General features: G+C 72.1%; 11 protein-coding genes. All 11 read left to right on the top strand.

Annotation, left to right across the window (positions count from 1 at the left end):
* Positions 1-57 precede the first annotated feature (57 nt).
* The 11 genes from obgE to PCC79_RS10330 all read left to right on the top strand — a co-directional run bounded on the left by obgE (position 58) and on the right by PCC79_RS10330 (position 16,663).
* Positions 58-1,560, top strand: coding sequence for a GTPase ObgE (gene obgE, locus PCC79_RS10380; RefSeq protein ID WP_342371785.1), 1,503 nt, complete (start codon positions 58-60; stop codon positions 1,558-1,560).
* Positions 1,557-2,687 (top strand): glutamate 5-kinase, encoded by a 1,131-nt coding sequence (proB, locus tag PCC79_RS10375; protein WP_342371784.1) that lies wholly within the window; start codon positions 1,557-1,559, stop codon positions 2,685-2,687. Before obgE ends, proB begins: the two co-directional genes overlap by 4 nt.
* 718 nt (positions 2,688-3,405) lie before the next feature.
* Positions 3,406-4,437 (top strand): LacI family DNA-binding transcriptional regulator, encoded by a 1,032-nt coding sequence (locus PCC79_RS10370; RefSeq protein ID WP_342371783.1) that lies wholly within the window; start codon positions 3,406-3,408, stop codon positions 4,435-4,437.
* A 64-nt stretch (positions 4,438-4,501) separates the two neighbouring features.
* Positions 4,502-6,193: an ABC transporter substrate-binding protein gene (locus PCC79_RS10365; protein WP_232547602.1), complete on the top strand. Its 1,692-nt coding sequence runs from the start codon at positions 4,502-4,504 to the stop codon at positions 6,191-6,193.
* Between the two features lie 122 nt (positions 6,194-6,315).
* Positions 6,316-7,293 (top strand): ABC transporter permease, encoded by a 978-nt coding sequence (locus PCC79_RS10360; protein ID WP_232547603.1) that lies wholly within the window; start codon positions 6,316-6,318, stop codon positions 7,291-7,293.
* A gap of 13 nt (positions 7,294-7,306) precedes the next feature.
* Entirely contained in the window at positions 7,307-8,275 is a 969-nt protein-coding gene (locus PCC79_RS10355; protein ID WP_342371782.1) for an ABC transporter permease, read from the top strand.
* Positions 8,272-9,198 carry an ABC transporter ATP-binding protein gene (locus PCC79_RS10350; RefSeq protein ID WP_342371781.1) on the top strand — a complete coding sequence of 309 codons (927 nt, stop codon included), beginning with the start codon at positions 8,272-8,274 and terminating at the stop codon, positions 9,196-9,198. Before PCC79_RS10355 ends, PCC79_RS10350 begins: the two co-directional genes overlap by 4 nt.
* Positions 9,195-10,244, top strand: coding sequence for an ABC transporter ATP-binding protein (locus PCC79_RS10345; RefSeq protein WP_342371780.1), 1,050 nt, complete (start codon positions 9,195-9,197; stop codon positions 10,242-10,244). Before PCC79_RS10350 ends, PCC79_RS10345 begins: the two co-directional genes overlap by 4 nt.
* A complete protein-coding gene (locus tag PCC79_RS10340; RefSeq protein WP_342371779.1) occupies positions 10,241-11,671 on the top strand; it encodes a glycoside hydrolase family 32 protein in 1,431 nt (476 codons plus the stop codon). Before PCC79_RS10345 ends, PCC79_RS10340 begins: the two co-directional genes overlap by 4 nt.
* 67 nt (positions 11,672-11,738) lie before the next feature.
* Positions 11,739-15,239 (top strand): glycoside hydrolase family 32 protein, encoded by a 3,501-nt coding sequence (locus PCC79_RS10335; RefSeq protein WP_342371778.1) that lies wholly within the window; start codon positions 11,739-11,741, stop codon positions 15,237-15,239.
* Positions 15,240-15,421: 182 nt separating this feature from the next.
* Positions 15,422-16,663, top strand: a complete 1,242-nt coding sequence (locus tag PCC79_RS10330; RefSeq protein ID WP_342371777.1) for a glutamate-5-semialdehyde dehydrogenase — start codon at positions 15,422-15,424, stop codon at positions 16,661-16,663.
* Positions 16,664-16,677 lie beyond the last annotated feature (14 nt).

The raw sequence follows: 16,677 nt of genomic DNA, 5'->3' as shown, positions 1-16,677 counted from the left end.
CGCCGCCGACCGATAGGATCGGCGGGTTCCCGACCGCCATCGAAATGGAGTTTGACCATGGCCATTCCCTCGTTCGTCGACCAGGCGACGCTGCGCGTCGCCGGCGGCAACGGCGGCCACGGCTGCGCGTCCGTCCACCGCGAGAAGTTCAAGCCGCTCGGGGGTCCGGACGGCGGCAACGGCGGACAGGGCGGCTCGGTGATCCTGCGGGTGGACGAGGGGCTGACCACGCTCGTCGACTACCACCGGCAGTCGCAGCGACGCGCCACCAACGGCCAGCCCGGGGAGGGCGGCCACAAGGCCGGTGCGAACGGTGAGGACATCGTGCTCGCCGTGCCGGACGGCACGATCGTCACCGACGCCGAGACCGGCCAGGTGCTCGCCGATCTCATCGGTGAGGGTGCCGAGGCTGTGATCGCGGCCGGTGGGCGGGGCGGCCTGGGCAACGCCGCGCTGGCGACCTCCGCGCGGAAGGCACCCGGCTTCGCCCTGCTCGGCGAGGAGGGCGAGGAGCGCACCATCACCCTCGAGCTGAAGGTGCTCGCCGACGTCGGGCTCGTCGGTTTCCCGAGCGCTGGCAAGTCGAGCCTGATCGCCGCGATCAGCCGGGCCCGGCCCAAGATCGCCGACTACCCGTTCACGACGCTGGTGCCGAACCTGGGGGTGGTGGTGGCCGGCTCCACCACGTTCACCGTGGCCGACGTGCCGGGGCTGATCGAGGGTGCCTCGGAGGGCCGCGGGCTGGGCCACGACTTCCTGCGCCACATCGAGCGTTGCCAGGCCATCGTCCACGTGATCGACTGCGCCACCTACGAGCCGGGGCGCGATCCGGTCTCCGACCTCGACGTGATCGAGGCCGAGCTCGCCGCCCACGGCGGGTTGGAGGACCGGCCGCGCCTGGTCGCCCTCAACAAGATCGACATCCCGGACGCCGCCGAGCTCGCCGAGATCGTGCAGCCTGACCTGGAGGCCCGCGGGTTGCGGGTGTTCCGCATCTCGACGAAGTCGAGCGAGGGACTGCAGGCGCTGACGTTCGCGATGGCAGCTCTGGTGGACGAACGCCGCGCGGCCGCACCGGCGCCCGCGCCGGAGCGCATCGTGATTCGTCCCACGCCCGTCGCGGGCGGCCCCGAATTCACCATTCGGCAGATGGGTGACGGGGAGGGCGGCTTCGTGTGGCGGGTCGAAGGGGCCAAGCCCGAGCGGTGGGTCAAGCAGACCGACTTCGGCAATCCCGAGGCCGTCGGCTACCTCGCCGACCGCTTCACCCGGCTCGGCATCGAGGACGCGCTGCTCGACCGGGGGGCCCGCGAGGGTGATGCCGTCGCGATCGGCGCGGGGGACAACCCGGTGGTGTTCGACTTCGCCCCCCAGGTCAGCTCCGGCGCGGAGATCCTGGCCCGCCGGGGTGACGACGAGCGGCTGCACGGGGAACGCGCGTCGGTGCGGCGTCGGCGCGACCTCGACGCGGAGTACCACGCCGCGAAGGCCGCCGCGGAGGGGGTGGCGCGCGACCCGCGGCAGAGCTGGCGCGTCACCGACGACGGGGACGAGGCGTGACCGGCGGCGTCCGCCCCGACATCGCGGCCGCGCGACGCATCGTCGTCAAGATCGGCAGCAGCTCCATCACCGACGCGGCGGGTCACCCCGACGCGCGGCACATGAACGCGCTGGTGGACGCGATCGCCGCGGCGAGGGCGTCCGGCACCGAGGTGGTGGTCGTCAGCTCGGGTGCCGTGGCCGCCGGCCTGGAGCCACTCGGGCTGCTCGCCCGGCCGCGTGATCTGGCGAGCCAGCAGGCGGCGGCGTCGGTGGGGCAGGGGTTGCTGTTGGCGCGGTACACGGCGCTGTTCGCCGCCCACGGGTTGCGCGTGGGGCAAGTGTTGCTGACGGTGGAGGACATCGCGCGCAAGGCGTCCTACGGCAACGTGGAGCGCACGTTCACGCGGCTGCTGGAGCTGGGCGTCGTGCCGGTCGTGAACGAGAACGACACGGTGGCGACCAACGAGCTCCGGTTCGGTGACAACGACAAGATGGCGGCCCTGGTGGCCCACGTGGTGGGGGCGGACGCGCTGTTCCTGCTCAGCGATGTCGATGCGCTCTACACCGACCACCCGGCGCGGCCGGGGGCGCGCCGCTTGGATGACGTGCCGGAGGTGGACGACCTGGCGGTCGACACCTCGCGAGGCGGCGCTCACGTCGGCACCGGTGGCATGACGACCAAGCTGGAGGCGGCCAAGATCGCCACCCACGCGGGGGTCCCCGTGGTGCTGGCCTCGGCGGACGCGGTTGCGCCGGCGCTGGCGGGGGAGCCGGTGGGCACCTACTTCCACGCCTCGGGGCGGCGTCGCTCGCGGCGGCTGCTCTGGCTGGCGTACGCGTCGCGGACAGCCGGTGAGGTGGTGCTCGATGCGGGAGCCGTCCGGGCCGTCGTGGAGCGCAAGGCGTCCCTGTTGCCGGCGGGGGTCACGGCGTTCTCGGGTGATTTCCACGCCGGTGATCCGATCCGCATGGTGGACGCGGCCGGCGAGCTGATCGGGCACGGGCTGAGCAGTTACGACGCGGCCGACCTGCCCGGCGTCCTGGGCCGCTCCACCCGGGACCTCGTGGCCGAGCGCGGCGCGGGCTTCGACCGGGAGCTGGTCCACCGCGACGCGCTGATCCTGCGCAAGCGGTTCCGGGGCTGAGCCCGGGCGATGCTGCCCGCGGTTCGCGCCGCCCTGGGGGGCTCCCCCCTTGGGGGCCCGTGCGTCTCGGCAGCCCGGGACGCCGTGAGCCGCGGCCCGCTGTCCGGCCGCCCGGCCGTTTGGATCGCTCCCTGCCGTTCGGCCCGCCCCTCTGCTGTTCGGTCCGCCCCCCTGCTGTTCGGCCCGCCACCCTGCCGTTCGGCCCGCCCCCCTGCTGTTGGGTCCGCCCCCCTGCGGGACGTCCACCACCCTGCCGTCGCAACAGCAGGGTGGTGGGCCGAGGGCAGGGGGGTGACGGCAGGGGCAGGGTGGCGGCGCGAACGACAGGGTGGCGGCGCGAACGACAGGGTGGGTACCCCCTCGGGGTGAGGCCGCCGCAGCATCGGGGCCGAGCCGGTGCGGGTCGGGTCACGGGTTGCCCGCCCCGTGCGACGAAAACCCCACACTCGATTCTGACCAACATCAGCCGCACTGGTTTTGGGAGGTCGTTTCCGCGATCGAGTGTCGCATTCTCGTCGCAGCCGCAGCCGCAGCCGCAGCCGCAGTCGCAGCGGCCCACCACCACCGCCGCCACCACAACCACCATCCCCGTCAGCGTTCCGCGCCCACCCAACTTAGGGTTTCCTAACTTTCTGGATCTTGACGCAGGTGGTCCCGCAGGCGTTAACTTCCTAACGCGAGTTACTGAAGCGCGTTAGTCCCTCGAAGGAGAGTGGTGATGATGGCCAGCAAGGTCCGCAGCGACGTGACCATGGCGGACGTCGCCGCCGCCGCCGGAGTGTCCCGCACCACCGTCTCCTTCGTCCTCAACAAGCGTCAGGCCGGCATTCCGGAGGAGACCCGAACCCGGGTCCTGGAGGCCGTGTCCACTCTCGGCTACCGCCCCAACGCCGGCGCCCGTGCCCTCGCGTCCCAGCGCTCGGACTGGATCGGCCTGCTCACCGAAATCGTCACGGCGCCCTTCGCGGTGAACGTCATCAAGGGTGCCAAGGATCGCGCCTGGGCCGACCACAAGTACCTGCTCATCGCCTCCACCGACGACAACGTCACCGACGCCGCCGGGCTGGCCGACCAGACGGTGCAGATCGAGAAGCTGCTGGAGCAGCGCATCGAGGGGCTCCTGCTGGCGGCGACATGGCACCGCGCCATCACGGTCCCCGATGTGGCCCGGGAAGTCCCCACCGTCCTGGTGAACTGTTTCGACGCCGCCGGCGAGTTCCCCTCCATCGTCCCCGACGAGGTCGGCGGCGGGGTGGTGGCCACGCAGCGGCTGGTCGCCGCAGGCCACACCCGCATCGGCTTCATCACGTTCGAGGACGACATCCCCGCCGGGCAGGGACGCCTGCGTGGCTACACCCGGGCGCTCGAGGCGGCCGGTCTGCCGTTCGAGCCCACCCTCGTCACGGGCGGGGACGCCACCGCCCTCGGTGGGTATGACGCCGCGAACCGTCTGCTCGACCTGGCCGAGCGCCCGACCGCCCTCTTCTGCGGCAACGATCGCATGGCCATGGGTGCCTACGACGCGATCAAGGAGCGTGGTCTGTCCATTCCCGGCGACCTCGCCGTCACCGGCTTCGACAACCAGGAACTGGTCAGCGCGTACCTGAGGCCCGCCCTCACGACCGTCGCGCTGCCCTTCGAAGAAATGGGAGCCGCCGGGGTCGCCACCCTGACGGCTCTCATCCAAGGGGAGGAGGTGCCGTCCTTGCAGACGGTGTCCTGTTCCTTGCTCGAACGTTCGTCGGTCTGACTCCCATCGGCCCGACGAACACCCACCCATCGCGTCCGCGATTCAGGAAGGAAGCATCATCATCATGACACACCACCCGTCCCGGGGTCGGCGGCCCGGCCGAGCCCTTCTGGGCGTCGCCGCGACCGTGCTGGCCGGCACGCTCGCCTTCTCGGGCTGCGCGTCCGGCACCGCGACCACGAGCGCCTCGACACCCGCTGCCGACAACGCGACCGCGCTGCTGACGATCCCGCGCGAGGACATGGGCACCTTCACGCGCAACTTCAACCCGTTCAGCCCCAACGCCGCGCCCATGACGACCCAGGCGATCCACGAGTCGATGCTCATCTACAACCCCGCGGCCGGCAACACCGTCCCCTGGCTCGCCACCGAGTGGGCTGCCTCCGATGACAACCGGACGCTGACCTTCACCCTGCGCGACGGCGTCCAGTGGTCCGACGGCGAGCCGCTCGTCGCCGACGACGTGGCCTACACCTTCGAGCTCCAGAAGGAGATCATGGGTGGGTTCGAGTACCTCGACTCCGTGACGGCGTCGGACGCCCACACGGTCGTCTTCACGTTCTCGCGGGACTACTCCCCGGCCCTCTACGAGATCGGCCAGATGCCCATCGTGCCCAAGCACGTGTGGGAGGCCATCGAGGATCCGGCGAAGGCCACCAACGAGACGCCGGTCGGCACCGGGCCCTACACCGAGATCACCAACTTCGCCGCCCAGTCCTTCACCCTCGGCAAGAACCCGCACTACTGGCAGCCCGACGCCCAGCACATCGAGGGCATCAAGATGCTGGCCTTCGCCGGCAACGACGGTGCCAACCTGGCCGCCGCCAACGGCGACGTGGACTGGGCGCCGCAGTACATCCCGAACATCGAGCGCACCTTCATCTCGCGCGACCCGGAGCACCGCCACTACTGGTTCCCGCCCACCGGTTCGATGATCAACTTCATGGTCAACACCACCAAGGCGCCCTTCAACGACGTCAACGTCCGCAAGGCCCTGTCCATGGCCATCGACCGCGAGCAGATCGTCTCCGTCGGCATGTCGGGCTACACCGAGCCCGCCGACTGCACCGGCCTGTCGGGCAGCTACGAGACCTGGAAGGACGCGTCGCTGCAGGACTCCTGCGACTGGATCGAACGGGACGTCGACGCCGCCAACGCCCTGCTGGACGAGGCGGGCTACCCCAAGGGCGCCGACGGCCAGCGGACGCTGCCCGATGGCAGCCCGTTCACCTTCGACTTCTCGGTCGGGTCGACGTCGTCGGACTGGGTGTCGGTCGCCAACGTCATCAGCCAGAACCTGGCCGACGTCGGCATCACCATGACCGTGGACGCCCCCGACTGGTCGGCCGTCGTCGCCGGCTATGAGACCGGCGACTTCGACTCCGGCATCGTCTGGTCATCCAATGACCCGACGCCCTACCAGTACTACCTCAACCTGATGAGCCCGACGAAGGTCAAGCCGGTCGGCGAGCAGACCCACGACAACTACGGCCGCTTCGGATCCGCCGATGCCCAGGCGTTGCTCGACCAGTTCGCCGCCACGCAGGACGAGGAGACCCAGCACGAGATCGTGGACGACCTCCAGGCCCTGTACGGCCAGGAGCTCCCGACGATCCCGCTGTTCCCCGGGCCGGAGTGGGGTGCCTACAACGACTCCCGCTTCGTGGGCTGGCCCACCGCGGACGACCCGTACGCCACCCTCGGCACCCGGGCGCCCACCACCGTGCTGGTGCTCACCACGCTGGAGCCCCGCTGAGCTGATCACCGCGGGCGTGGCGCCCTGCCCGGACGCCACGCCCGCCCCGCCCGGACGCCCCCGCCCGCGGCCCGCCCGTCCCCACCCCCACACCCTCTTCAGCTCGACAAGGAGATGACCGGATGCGCTACCTCACCCGGCGACTCGGCTTCTACCTGGTGGCCTTCTGGGTCTCGGTCACCCTGAACTTCATGCTGCCCCGCTTCATGCCGGGCGACCCCGTGTCGCGCATGATGGCCCGCTCCACCAACCAGCTCTCCAGCGACCAGATCGTCCAGCTGCAACGCCTGTTCGGCCTGGATGACCGCCCGCTGTGGCAGCAGTACGTCAGCTACCTCGACGACATGATCCACGGCCGCATGGGGGTGTCCATCTCACGCTTCCCGACGCCCGTCGTCGAGGTGATCGGCTCCCAGATCGGGTGGACGCTGCTGCTCGGCGGCACCTCGCTGGTCATCGCCGCCCTCGTCGGCAACCTGCTCGGCATCGTCGCCGCGTGGCGCCGCGGCGGTTGGATCGACTCGTTCCTCCCGCCGGTGCTGATCTTCGTCGGCTCCTTCCCCTACTTCTGGCTCGCGATGGGCGCGCTGTGGGTGTTCGGCCTCTCCCTCGGCTGGTTCCCGATCCGCCACGCCTTCGACGACGGTCTGCAACCCGGCCTCTCGCCGGAGTTCCTGGGCTCCGTCGCCACGCACCTGTTCCTGCCCGCCCTGACCATCGTGCTGGTGTCGATCGGTGGCTGGATGCTCGGCATGCGCAACACGATGATCGCGACGAACTCCGAGGACTACATCACGATGGCCCAGGCGAAGGGGCTGCGTCCGAGCCGCATCATCTTCCGCTACGCCGCCCGCAACGCCATGCTCCCCGCGGTGACCAGCTTCGGCATGAGCCTCGGCTTCGTGGTGGGTGGCGCGCTGCTCACCGAGACGGTGTTCGCCTACCCCGGCGTCGGCTACCAGCTCCTCGCCGCCGTCCAGGGCCTCGACTACCCGCTCATGCAGGGCCTGTTCCTCATCATCACCTCGGCGGTGCTCGTGGCGAACTTCCTCGTCGACATCGTCTACGTCCGCCTCGACCCGCGCGTGCGGGTCTCCTGAGGGGAGAATCACCATGACCACCGCCCCCACCATCGACGGCCTCCGCGCCGAGACGGGCGAGGACGCCGTGCCCGCCGTCACGCGGCCGGCCGTCCGGCGTCCGAACCGGAGCTTCGTCCACGGCCTGCTCACCAATCGGAAGGCCACGTTCGGGGCCGGCGTCGTCCTGCTCTTCATCGCGCTGGCGCTGCTCGCCCCCGTCCTCGCACCGGGGGATCCCATGCGGATCACGGGGGCCATCGGTGAGGAACCGTCCGCCGCCCACTGGCTGGGCACCACCGCGAAGGGCCAGGACGTGCTGGCGCTCACCCTGCACGGCGCCCGCAGCTCGCTGTTCGTCGGCTTCACCGTCGGCATCCTCGCGACCGTGCTCGGCGTGGGCGTGGGGCTCGCGTCCGCCTTCTTCGGCAAGGTGGTCGACGAGGTGCTCTCGCTCGTCACCAACGTGTTCCTGCTCGTGCCCTCCCTGCCGCTCCTCGTGATCCTCGCGGCCTTCCTCCCCCCGGGGCTGACGACGGTGATCCTCGTGCTCGTCCTCACGGGTTGGGCGGGTTCGGCCCGCGTGCTGCGCTCGCAGGCCCTGTCGATCAAGGCCAAGGACTTCGTCGCCGCCGCCCAGGTGAGTGGCGAGCGGCCCTGGCGGATCATGGTCGCGGAGATCCTGCCCAACATGGCGTCCATCGTCATGGGCACGCTGCTCGGCTGCGTGATCGGGGCCATCGGCGCGCAGGCCGGCCTGGAGTTCCTGGGGTTGGGTGACATCTCCCGGGTCTCGTGGGGGACGAACCTGTACTGGGCGGGCAATGAGGGCGCCCTGATGACCGGCGCGTGGTGGGTGTTCGTGCCCTCCGGCTTCGCGATCGCCGCGGTCGCGTTCGCGCTCGCCATGATCAACTACGCGGTGGACGAGGTCACCAACCCGCGGCTCCGCAAGGTCAAGCACGCCGGACGCACCGGCCGACGCGAGGAGGGACGCGCATGAGCGGGTCAGTGTTGGAGGTGCGCGACCTCGTCGTCACGTACACCGGGGACGTCCGCACGACGACGGCCGTCGACCACGTCAGCTTCAGCATCGGCGAGCGCGAGATCTTCGGGCTCGCGGGCGAGTCGGGCTGCGGCAAGTCGACCATCGCGAACGCCGTCATGCGTCTGCTGACCTACCCCGCCCGCATCGACGCCGGGTCGATCAGCTTCGGCGGGCAGGACGTGCTGGGGCTGTCCGCGGCCGAGCTCCGGCGGTTCCGGTGGAGCCAGGTGGCCATGGTGTTCCAGTCGGCCATGAACTCCCTCAACCCGGTGCTGACCATCGGCGAACAGATGGGCGACATCTTCACCGAGCACACCGGATGCACCCGGCGCAGCGCCCGCGCCCAGGCCGGCGAGCTGCTCGACCTCGTCCAGATCGACCGCTCCCGGCTGCGGAGCTACCCCCACCAGCTCTCCGGCGGCATGCGCCAGCGCGTGGTGATCGCCATGGCGGTGGCGCTGCGCCCCCGTCTGCTGATCCTCGACGAGCCCACCACGGCGCTCGACGTCGTCGTGCAGCAGGAGATCATGGCGCAGATCGCGCAGCTCCAGGCCGAGTTGGGCTTCTCGGTGCTGTTCATCACCCACGACATGAGCCTCATGGTCGAGCTGTCGGACCAGATGGCCGTCATGTATGCCGGACGCTTCGTGGAGCAGGGCCCCTCGGCCGCGCTCATGCACCACCCCGTCCACCCCTACACCCGGGCGCTGATGAATGCGTTCCCGCCCCTGACCGGCCCCCGCGTCCCCCTCGCAGGGCTCGCGGAGGGCGTCCGCTTCCGCGACATCGGTGACCTGGCCGAGGTCGCTCCCGGCCGCTGGGCCGCGCCGCTGTCGGACGCCGACCGCGTCCGTTTCGAGAAGGAGATGTCCGCATGAACGCCGTGCTGTCCGTCGAGGGGGTGAGCAAGACGTTCCGCGGGGGGAGCCTGTTCCGCCGCACCAGCGTCGCCGCGCTGACCGACGTCGACCTCGAGCTGGGGGCCGGCGAGATCGTCGCGCTCGTGGGGGAGTCGGGGTCGGGCAAGTCGACGCTGGCCCGGTGCATCGCCCGGTTGGAGCGGCCCGATGCCGGGCGCATCCTGCTGGAGGGGACGCCGACCGACCGCGTCGCCGGCGGGGCGCGCGGGTACCGCTCCCGCGTCCAGATGGTGTTCCAGGACCCGTTCGGGTCGCTCAACCCGGTGCACCGCACGGAGCACTTCCTGCGGCGCCCCCTCGAGATCCACCACGTGACCCGGGGTGAGCAGGAGACCGCGGCCATGCTCGAGGAACTCATGCTCACGGTGGGTCTGGAGCCCGACATGCTGCACTCCTACCCCCACGAGCTGTCCGGAGGGCAGCGCCAGCGCGTCGCCATCGCCCGCGCCCTGGCGGTGAGGCCGCAGGTGATCCTCGCCGATGAGCCGACGTCGATGCTCGATGTGAGCGTGCGGATCGGCGTGCTGAACCTGATGCGCCGGCTGCGCGACGAGCAGGGCATTTCGATGCTCTACATCACCCACGACCTGGCCAGCGCCCGCTACCTTGCCGACCGCACCGCGGTGATGTTCGCCGGCGAGATCGTCGAGTCGGGGGAGTCGTTGGCGCTGCTGGCCCAGCCGGCCCACCCGTACACCGAGCTGTTGGTCTCCGCCGTCCCCGACCCCGAGCGTGCCGGCACGTTCGACCCCGACGCCCGCGCCGCGCTGCGCCGCCGGGTGTTGGCGGCGGAGAGCTGCCCCTTCGAGGGGGGCGACGAGGCGTGCTCGGCCACGGAGCCCGTCCGCCACCAGGTCGGCGATCCGGCCGATCGACACTGGGCCCGCTGCCACCTCTACCGGCCCCGGGCCACCAGCGGGGCCAACGCCCTCACGGCCGGGGGGACGGACGCAGCCGCCGCCGGGGGCGTCCTTGGTGCAGATCGGGACGGGGTGGCGGCATGACGAGCCTCGTTGACGCCGTGACCCTGCTGCAGCGCGCGACCGCCGACCCCCTGCGCCCGCGGGCCCACTTCACCGCGCCGGCCGCCTGGCTCAACGACCCGAACGGCCTGTGCCAGTGGGACGGGACCTACCACCTCTTCTACCAGTACAACCCCATGGGGGCCTTCCACCACCGCATCCACTGGGGCCACGCGGTCAGCCGCGACCTCGTGCACTGGCGCGACGAGCCCGTGGCCCTCACCCCGGGCGACGGCGCGGACGCGGACGGCTGCTGGTCCGGCGTCCTCGTGGACGACGGGGGCGTCCCGACGATCGTGTACTCCGGCCATCGCGGCGACGGGCAGCTGCCGTGCGTGGCGGTCGGATCCGCCGATCTGCGCACCTGGCTGCCGTTGGCCGAGAACCCCGTCATCGCGGCCAAGCCGGCCGGCACGCGCGCCGAGTTCCGCGACCACACGGTGTTTCGGTGGAAGGGGCAGTGGCGCCAGCTGATCGGCACCGGCACGGCCGAGGGCCACGGCGCCGCGTGGCAGTACGTCTCGGACGACCTGGTGACGTGGCACGAGGTGGGGCCGGTGCTCACCGCGCCACCCCACGGCACCCCCGAGGACCCCTGGTTCACCGCCAGCATGTGGGAGTGCGTGGACCTCTTCCACGTCGGCCCGGGCGAGCTCGGGTCCGACACCGGACGCGACGTGTTGGCGTTCTCCGCCTGGGAGAACGGGCTCACCCTGCACCCGCTGGCGTGGGTGGGCCGCTACACCGGGGAGCGCTTCGAGCCCGAGACGTTGGTCCGGCTCGACCTGGGGGGCCGCTTCTTCTACGCGCCCCAGTCGTTCACCGACGAGGCCGGGCGCCGCGTCCAGTTCGGCTGGATGCAGGAGGCACGCTCGGACGGGGCGTGCGAGCGGGTCGGCTGGGCCGGCGTCATGTCGCTGCCCCGCGTCCTCGAGTGGCGCGACGAGCGGCTGTGGGTGGGCCCGGCCCCCGAGATCGCCCACCTGCGCGCCGAGGAGTGCGCCTTCGACGCGGTGGCCGGTGACCGGCTGGACCTCGAGATCGACCTGACGCTCGACGCCGACGGCGAGGTGGAGCTCGGCGTTCTGGGCGCCGGGGACGAGGAGACGGTCATCCGGCTCACACCGACGCAGCTGCTCCTCGACCGGTCCCGCTCGTCGCGCGACACCGGCGTCGAGGCGACGGTGCTCGGCGGGGAGGTGGCGGCGTCCGGCCGCGTGACGCTGCGCGTGCTGGTGGACGCCTCGGCGATCGAGGTGTTCGTCGCCGGCAGTGCCCTCGCGGCGCGCGTGTACCCGACCCGGACGGCCGGACGCGTGCGGTGGGCGTCCCGCGGGGCCCACGTGCACCGGGCGCAGGCCTGGCGTCTGGGCGACGCCCTGCCCGGGGAGCGCGTGCTGTTGCCCTGATCCTGCCGCTCCCACTGCTCCCGCCCCACTCACTCCCCACCCACTCCCCACTGCTGCGGAGGTCCCTGTGCGACGCTTCACCCTGGCCCTGGTGCTCGGATGTCTGGTCACGACTGTCTGGACGGCGCCGGCGGTCGCCGGGCCTCCCGGTGACCTGTTCGACCTCGCGGACGTGAGCCCGGTGCCGGATCCGGCGCGTCGCACGGGCGTGTGGGAGCGGCTGGACGACGGGGCCTGGCGCGGCGCGTCCGGGGTGGACGCCAACGCCATCGCGATCTCGGAGCAGCGTCTGGCGCCGACCGCCCAGGCCGTCGCGACCATCCGCATCGAGCCGGACGCGCCCCTGACCGCGGCCGCCCTGGTGGTGCGGGCGTCGGCGGACGGAACGACCGGGTATGCGGCGACCGTGGATCCCCACTCCCACCGGGTGCGGCTGTTCGACCTCGACGGGGGGCGCGACCTGGCGGTGACGGACGCCGCGGTGTCCCTGGGGGTCGATCACCGGCTCGCGGTGCGCACCGACGGACCCCGCCTGGAGGTGGTGTTGGACGGGGTGACCCTGCTCCGGGCGAGCGACACGGCCCATCGGGCCGGCCACGTCGGGCTCCACGTCTGGAACGGCCGGGCGACGTTCCGCGACGTCGGCGCCCGCAGCGTGCATTCCTCGCTGGCCGGGTGGCACGGCGGTGCCGGGTGGCGGGCCACCAGCACGGGGCTGAGCGGCACGGCGGCGCCCGGCACGAACACACGGTTGATCGCGACCGACGAGCTCGCCTCAGAGAGCGAGGCCTCCGCCACCGTCCAGGTGCGCGACAGGTTTGCCGTGGCAACCCTGCTCGTGCGCACCGATCCGGATGCCACCAGGGGGTACGCGGTCGACATCGATCCGAACGGTGGTCGGCTGCGGCTCTACCGGGTGTCGGACAACGCGACGCTCGGCGTCCGTCGCACGGCCATCGAGGTGGGCCGGGCCTACGGGGTGACACTGCGGGCCGTGGGGGATGAGATCAGCGTCCGGTGGCAGACGGATTTCATCGAACCGGATGGTCGCGTGCCCGTGATCGTGGCGCGAGACGCCAGCGTGGCGGACGGGTTCGTCGGCGTGGGCGCTTGGAGCGGGTCGGTCGGCTTCAGCGGGGTGACCCTGCGGGGGCTGGTCAGCAACGTCGATTGGACGCCCACCGAGGGGCACTGGCGCACGGTGATCGACGGCATCGCCGGCCAGGGCGCCCTCACATCCGAGGACGTCGGGGCCGACGTCGAGCTGGCCCTCGACGCCACGCTGGACGCAGGCGCGCGCCTGGTGATCGGGGTGGGGGAGGAGGTGGTGCGGCCCGAGGTGCCGACCGGCCGGGTGGTGCGCGTGCAGCTGCGGCGGGCCGCAGGGCGGCTGGAGCTCCAGGTGGACGGCCGGGTGGTGCGCGACGAGCCCGCTGTGGCGGCGTCCGGGGGCCGGGTGCGTCTCGAGGTCGTCGGCGGTCAGGGGCGGCTGGCCCAGCTCCGTCTGGATCGGGCGGACCAGGCGTGGGCGCAGCCGTTCCGTCCGAGTTACCACTACTCCCAGGCCGCCTCGGGCACCTCCGACCCGAACGGCCTGGTGTTCCTCGACGGGGAGTACCACCTCTTCCACCAGGACGCCGGCCGGTGGGCCCACGCCGTGAGCACCGACCTGGTGCACTGGCGGCCGCTCCCGATCGCGCTCGACCAGAACGACTTCGGGGACGCGTGGTCGGGCTCGGCCGTCGTCGACGAGCACGACGTGACGGGCCTGTTCGGCGGCGGACGCGGCCTGGTGGCGTTCTACACCAGCTTCGACACCGACGCACCCGGGGGCAACCAGGAGATCCGCGCGGCCACGAGTGTCGACCGGGGGCGCACCTGGCAGCTGGTGGACGGCGTCATCGTGCCGAACCCCGGCGGGCCGGACGGTGACTGGGACTTCCGGGACCCGAAGGTGCGCTGGGACGCGGCGGGCGGCCGCTGGGTGATGGTGGTGAGCGGGGGTGACCATCTGCGGTTCTACGGGTCGACAGATCTGCTCCATTGGGATCACCTGTCGAATTTCGGTTACGGCTCCTGGCTCGACGGCGGCGTCATGGAGTGCCCCGACCTGATGTGGGTGGCGGCCCCGGGGCAGCCGGGCGGGGGCCGGTGGGTGCTGTGGTGGAGCACCGGCGCGGTGCGGGAGACCCACGGCTCGGCGGCGCGCTATGTGACCGGGACGTTCGACGGGTCGTTCCACCCCGACACGCCGGCGGAGGTGGTGTTGCGTGCCGACGAGGGCCGCGACTACTACGCGGCCGTCAGTTTCGCCGGCCTGGCCGGCCGGGTGGTGATGATCGGCTGGATGAGCAACTGGGACTACGCCTTCGGCGAGCCCACCGGGCGCTGGCGCGGTCAGTTGGGTCTGCCCCGGGAGATGGGCCTCACCGACGTCCCCGGCGTCGGGTTGCGGTTGACGCAGCGCCCGGTCGCAGAGGTGTCGGCCCTGCTCGGCCCCGCCACGACCCTGTCCGACACGTGGGTCGCTCCCGGGCAGCCCAACCCGCTCGCCAACTGGTCGGGGACGGCCCATCGCTTCACGGCGGAGATCGCCGTGCCCGACGCCGACGGTGCGAGCGAGTTCACCCTGGGCGTCCGTACGGGCGCCGGGCAGGCAACCAAGCTGCTGTGGCGGGCCTCGGACGCCAGCCTGCGGTTGGACCGGACCATGGCGGGGGAGGCGTCCTTCACCCGGTGGTTCGCCGACCCGGTGGAGGGCACCGCGCAGGCCGCGTGGCCGGTGGAGCGCGTCGGCGCGGAGCGGCGGGTGCGGATCACGGGGTGGGTCGACACCGCCTCCGTGGAGGTGTTCAGCGCCGACGGCACGGTCGCCATGACCGCGCAGGTGTTCCCCGATGCGGCCTCCGACGGGCTCACCTTCGATGTCACGGGAGGCTCGGCGCGCCTGGTGCGCATGGAGGTGGCCCCGGTGAGCGCGACCGTGCCGCGGAGCGGCGTCAGCGTGGCCGAGCCGGAGTTCCCGGGCCTCGACCGCTCCGAACTGGGGGCCTTCGACGTGGTGGGGGGCGGCGTCTGGGGGCCCAGCGGGGCGGGGCTTTCGACGACGTTCGACCGCGACTCGACGGCTCTCGGCCGCAGCGTTTACGCCGATGTGCGCGTCGGCGCCACCGTCCGGTTCGGCACCCCACCGTGGCCGGGGCAGCTCACGCGCCGCGACCGCGCCGACCTCGGGGTCAGCGGCGCCGGGTCGGTCGTCGTGCGCGCCGACGCGGCGTTGCGGTCGGGCTACCTGGTGAACTTCGACCCCAACCTACACGCCGTGCGGGTCATGAAGCTCGAGGGGGGGCGGGTGGACGAGGAGACCGGGGTGCTGGCGCAGGCCAGCGTCCTGCTCGCACCGGGGGTGAGCCACCGGGTGGAGGTCGAGGCGCGCGGCGACCGGCTGACCGCGTGGGTGGACAGCCGGGAGGTGCTGACCATGACCGACGCCGCCTACGGGAGCGGGCGGGTGGGCGTGAATGCGTTCGGCGGCCGGGCGGCCTGGCAGGACATCACGGTGCGCTGAGCGGGAGCTCGGGGCCGTGGCGCGCTGCTGCTGGGTGGGGTTCCGATGAAAAAGTGACACTCGATGGTCACCAACATCAGTCCCACTGATGATTCGGAACCACCAGATGCCACCGAGTGTCGAGTTTTCGTCACGTGGGCGCGGTGACCCGGCCGGGCTGGGGCGGGCCTAGCATGAGCCCCATGAGCTTCGCCGACCAGGCCACCGCCGCCCAGGACGCCGCGCGCAGCCTCGCCACCGCTTCGCGCGCCCTCAAGGACGCCTCGCTGCACGCCATGGCTGAGGCCCTGCTCGACGCGCGCACCGAGGTGCTCGCCGCGAACGCCGCCGATGTCGCCCGCGCCCAAGAGGCAGGCACCGCGCCGGCGCTGGTCGACCGCCTGCGCCTCGACGCCCAGCGCATCGCCGCGATGGCCGACGGCCTGCGCCAGCTCGCGGGGCTGGCCGACCCGGTGGGCGACGTGGTGCGCGGCTGGACCAACCCCAACGGGGTGCAGGTGCGCCAGGTGCGGGTGCCGTTCGGCGTCGTGGGCATCATCTACGAGGCCCGGCCGAACGTGACCGCCGACGCGGCCGGCATCTGCCTCAAGTCGGGCAACGCGGCGCTGCTGCGCGGCTCCAGCTCGGCGCTGGAGTCCAACCGGGCCCTCGTGACCGCGCTGCGCGCCGGGGTGACCCGCGCCGGCCTGCCCGCCGACGCCGTGCAGCTCGTCGAGGGCGGCCGCGAGGTGACCGCTGCCATGATGGCCGCCCGTGGGCTCGTCGACGTCCTCATCCCGCGCGGCGGGGCGGGGCTGATCAACGCCGTCGTCGAGGGCGCGAAGGTGCCCGTGATCGAGACCGGCACCGGCAACTGCCACCTCTACGTCGACGCGGCGGCTGACCATGATGTCGCCCTCGCCCTCCTCCTCAACGCCAAGACGCAGCGCCCGAGTGTCTGCAACGCCCTGGAGACCCTCCTCGTCCATGCCGACGCCGCCCCCACCTTCCTGCCGCGGGCGTTGCAGGCACTCGCCGAGGCGGGCGTCACCGTGCACGGGACGCCCGCGGTGCAGGAGTTCTCCGCGGCGGTCGTGCCGGCCACCGAGGGGGAGTTCGACGCCGAGTACCTGACCCTCGACCTGGCCTGTGACGTCGTGCCCGACCTCGACGCGGCGCTTCGCCACATTCGCGCCCACTCCACGGGGCACTCCGAGACGGTCGTCACCACCAACCTCGCCGTCGCCGAGCGCTTCACCGCCGAGGTCGACGCCGCCGCAGTGCTCGTCAACGCCTCCAGCCGGTTCGTGGACGGCGGTGAGTTCGGGTTCGGCGCCGAGATCGGCATCAGCACCCAGAAGCTCCACGCCCGCGGCCCGATGGCCCTGCCTGAGATGACCTCGACGAAGTACGTGCTCATCGGATCGGGTCAGGTGCGCGGGTGAGGGCGTCCGACCCG

The sequence above is a fragment of the Propioniciclava soli genome (genome assembly GCF_038502305.1).
Classification (GTDB): domain Bacteria; phylum Actinomycetota; class Actinomycetes; order Propionibacteriales; family Propionibacteriaceae; genus Propioniciclava; species Propioniciclava soli.
Note: the sequence above shows the minus strand (reverse complement) of the source record. Positions and strands in the feature narration are given on the sequence as shown.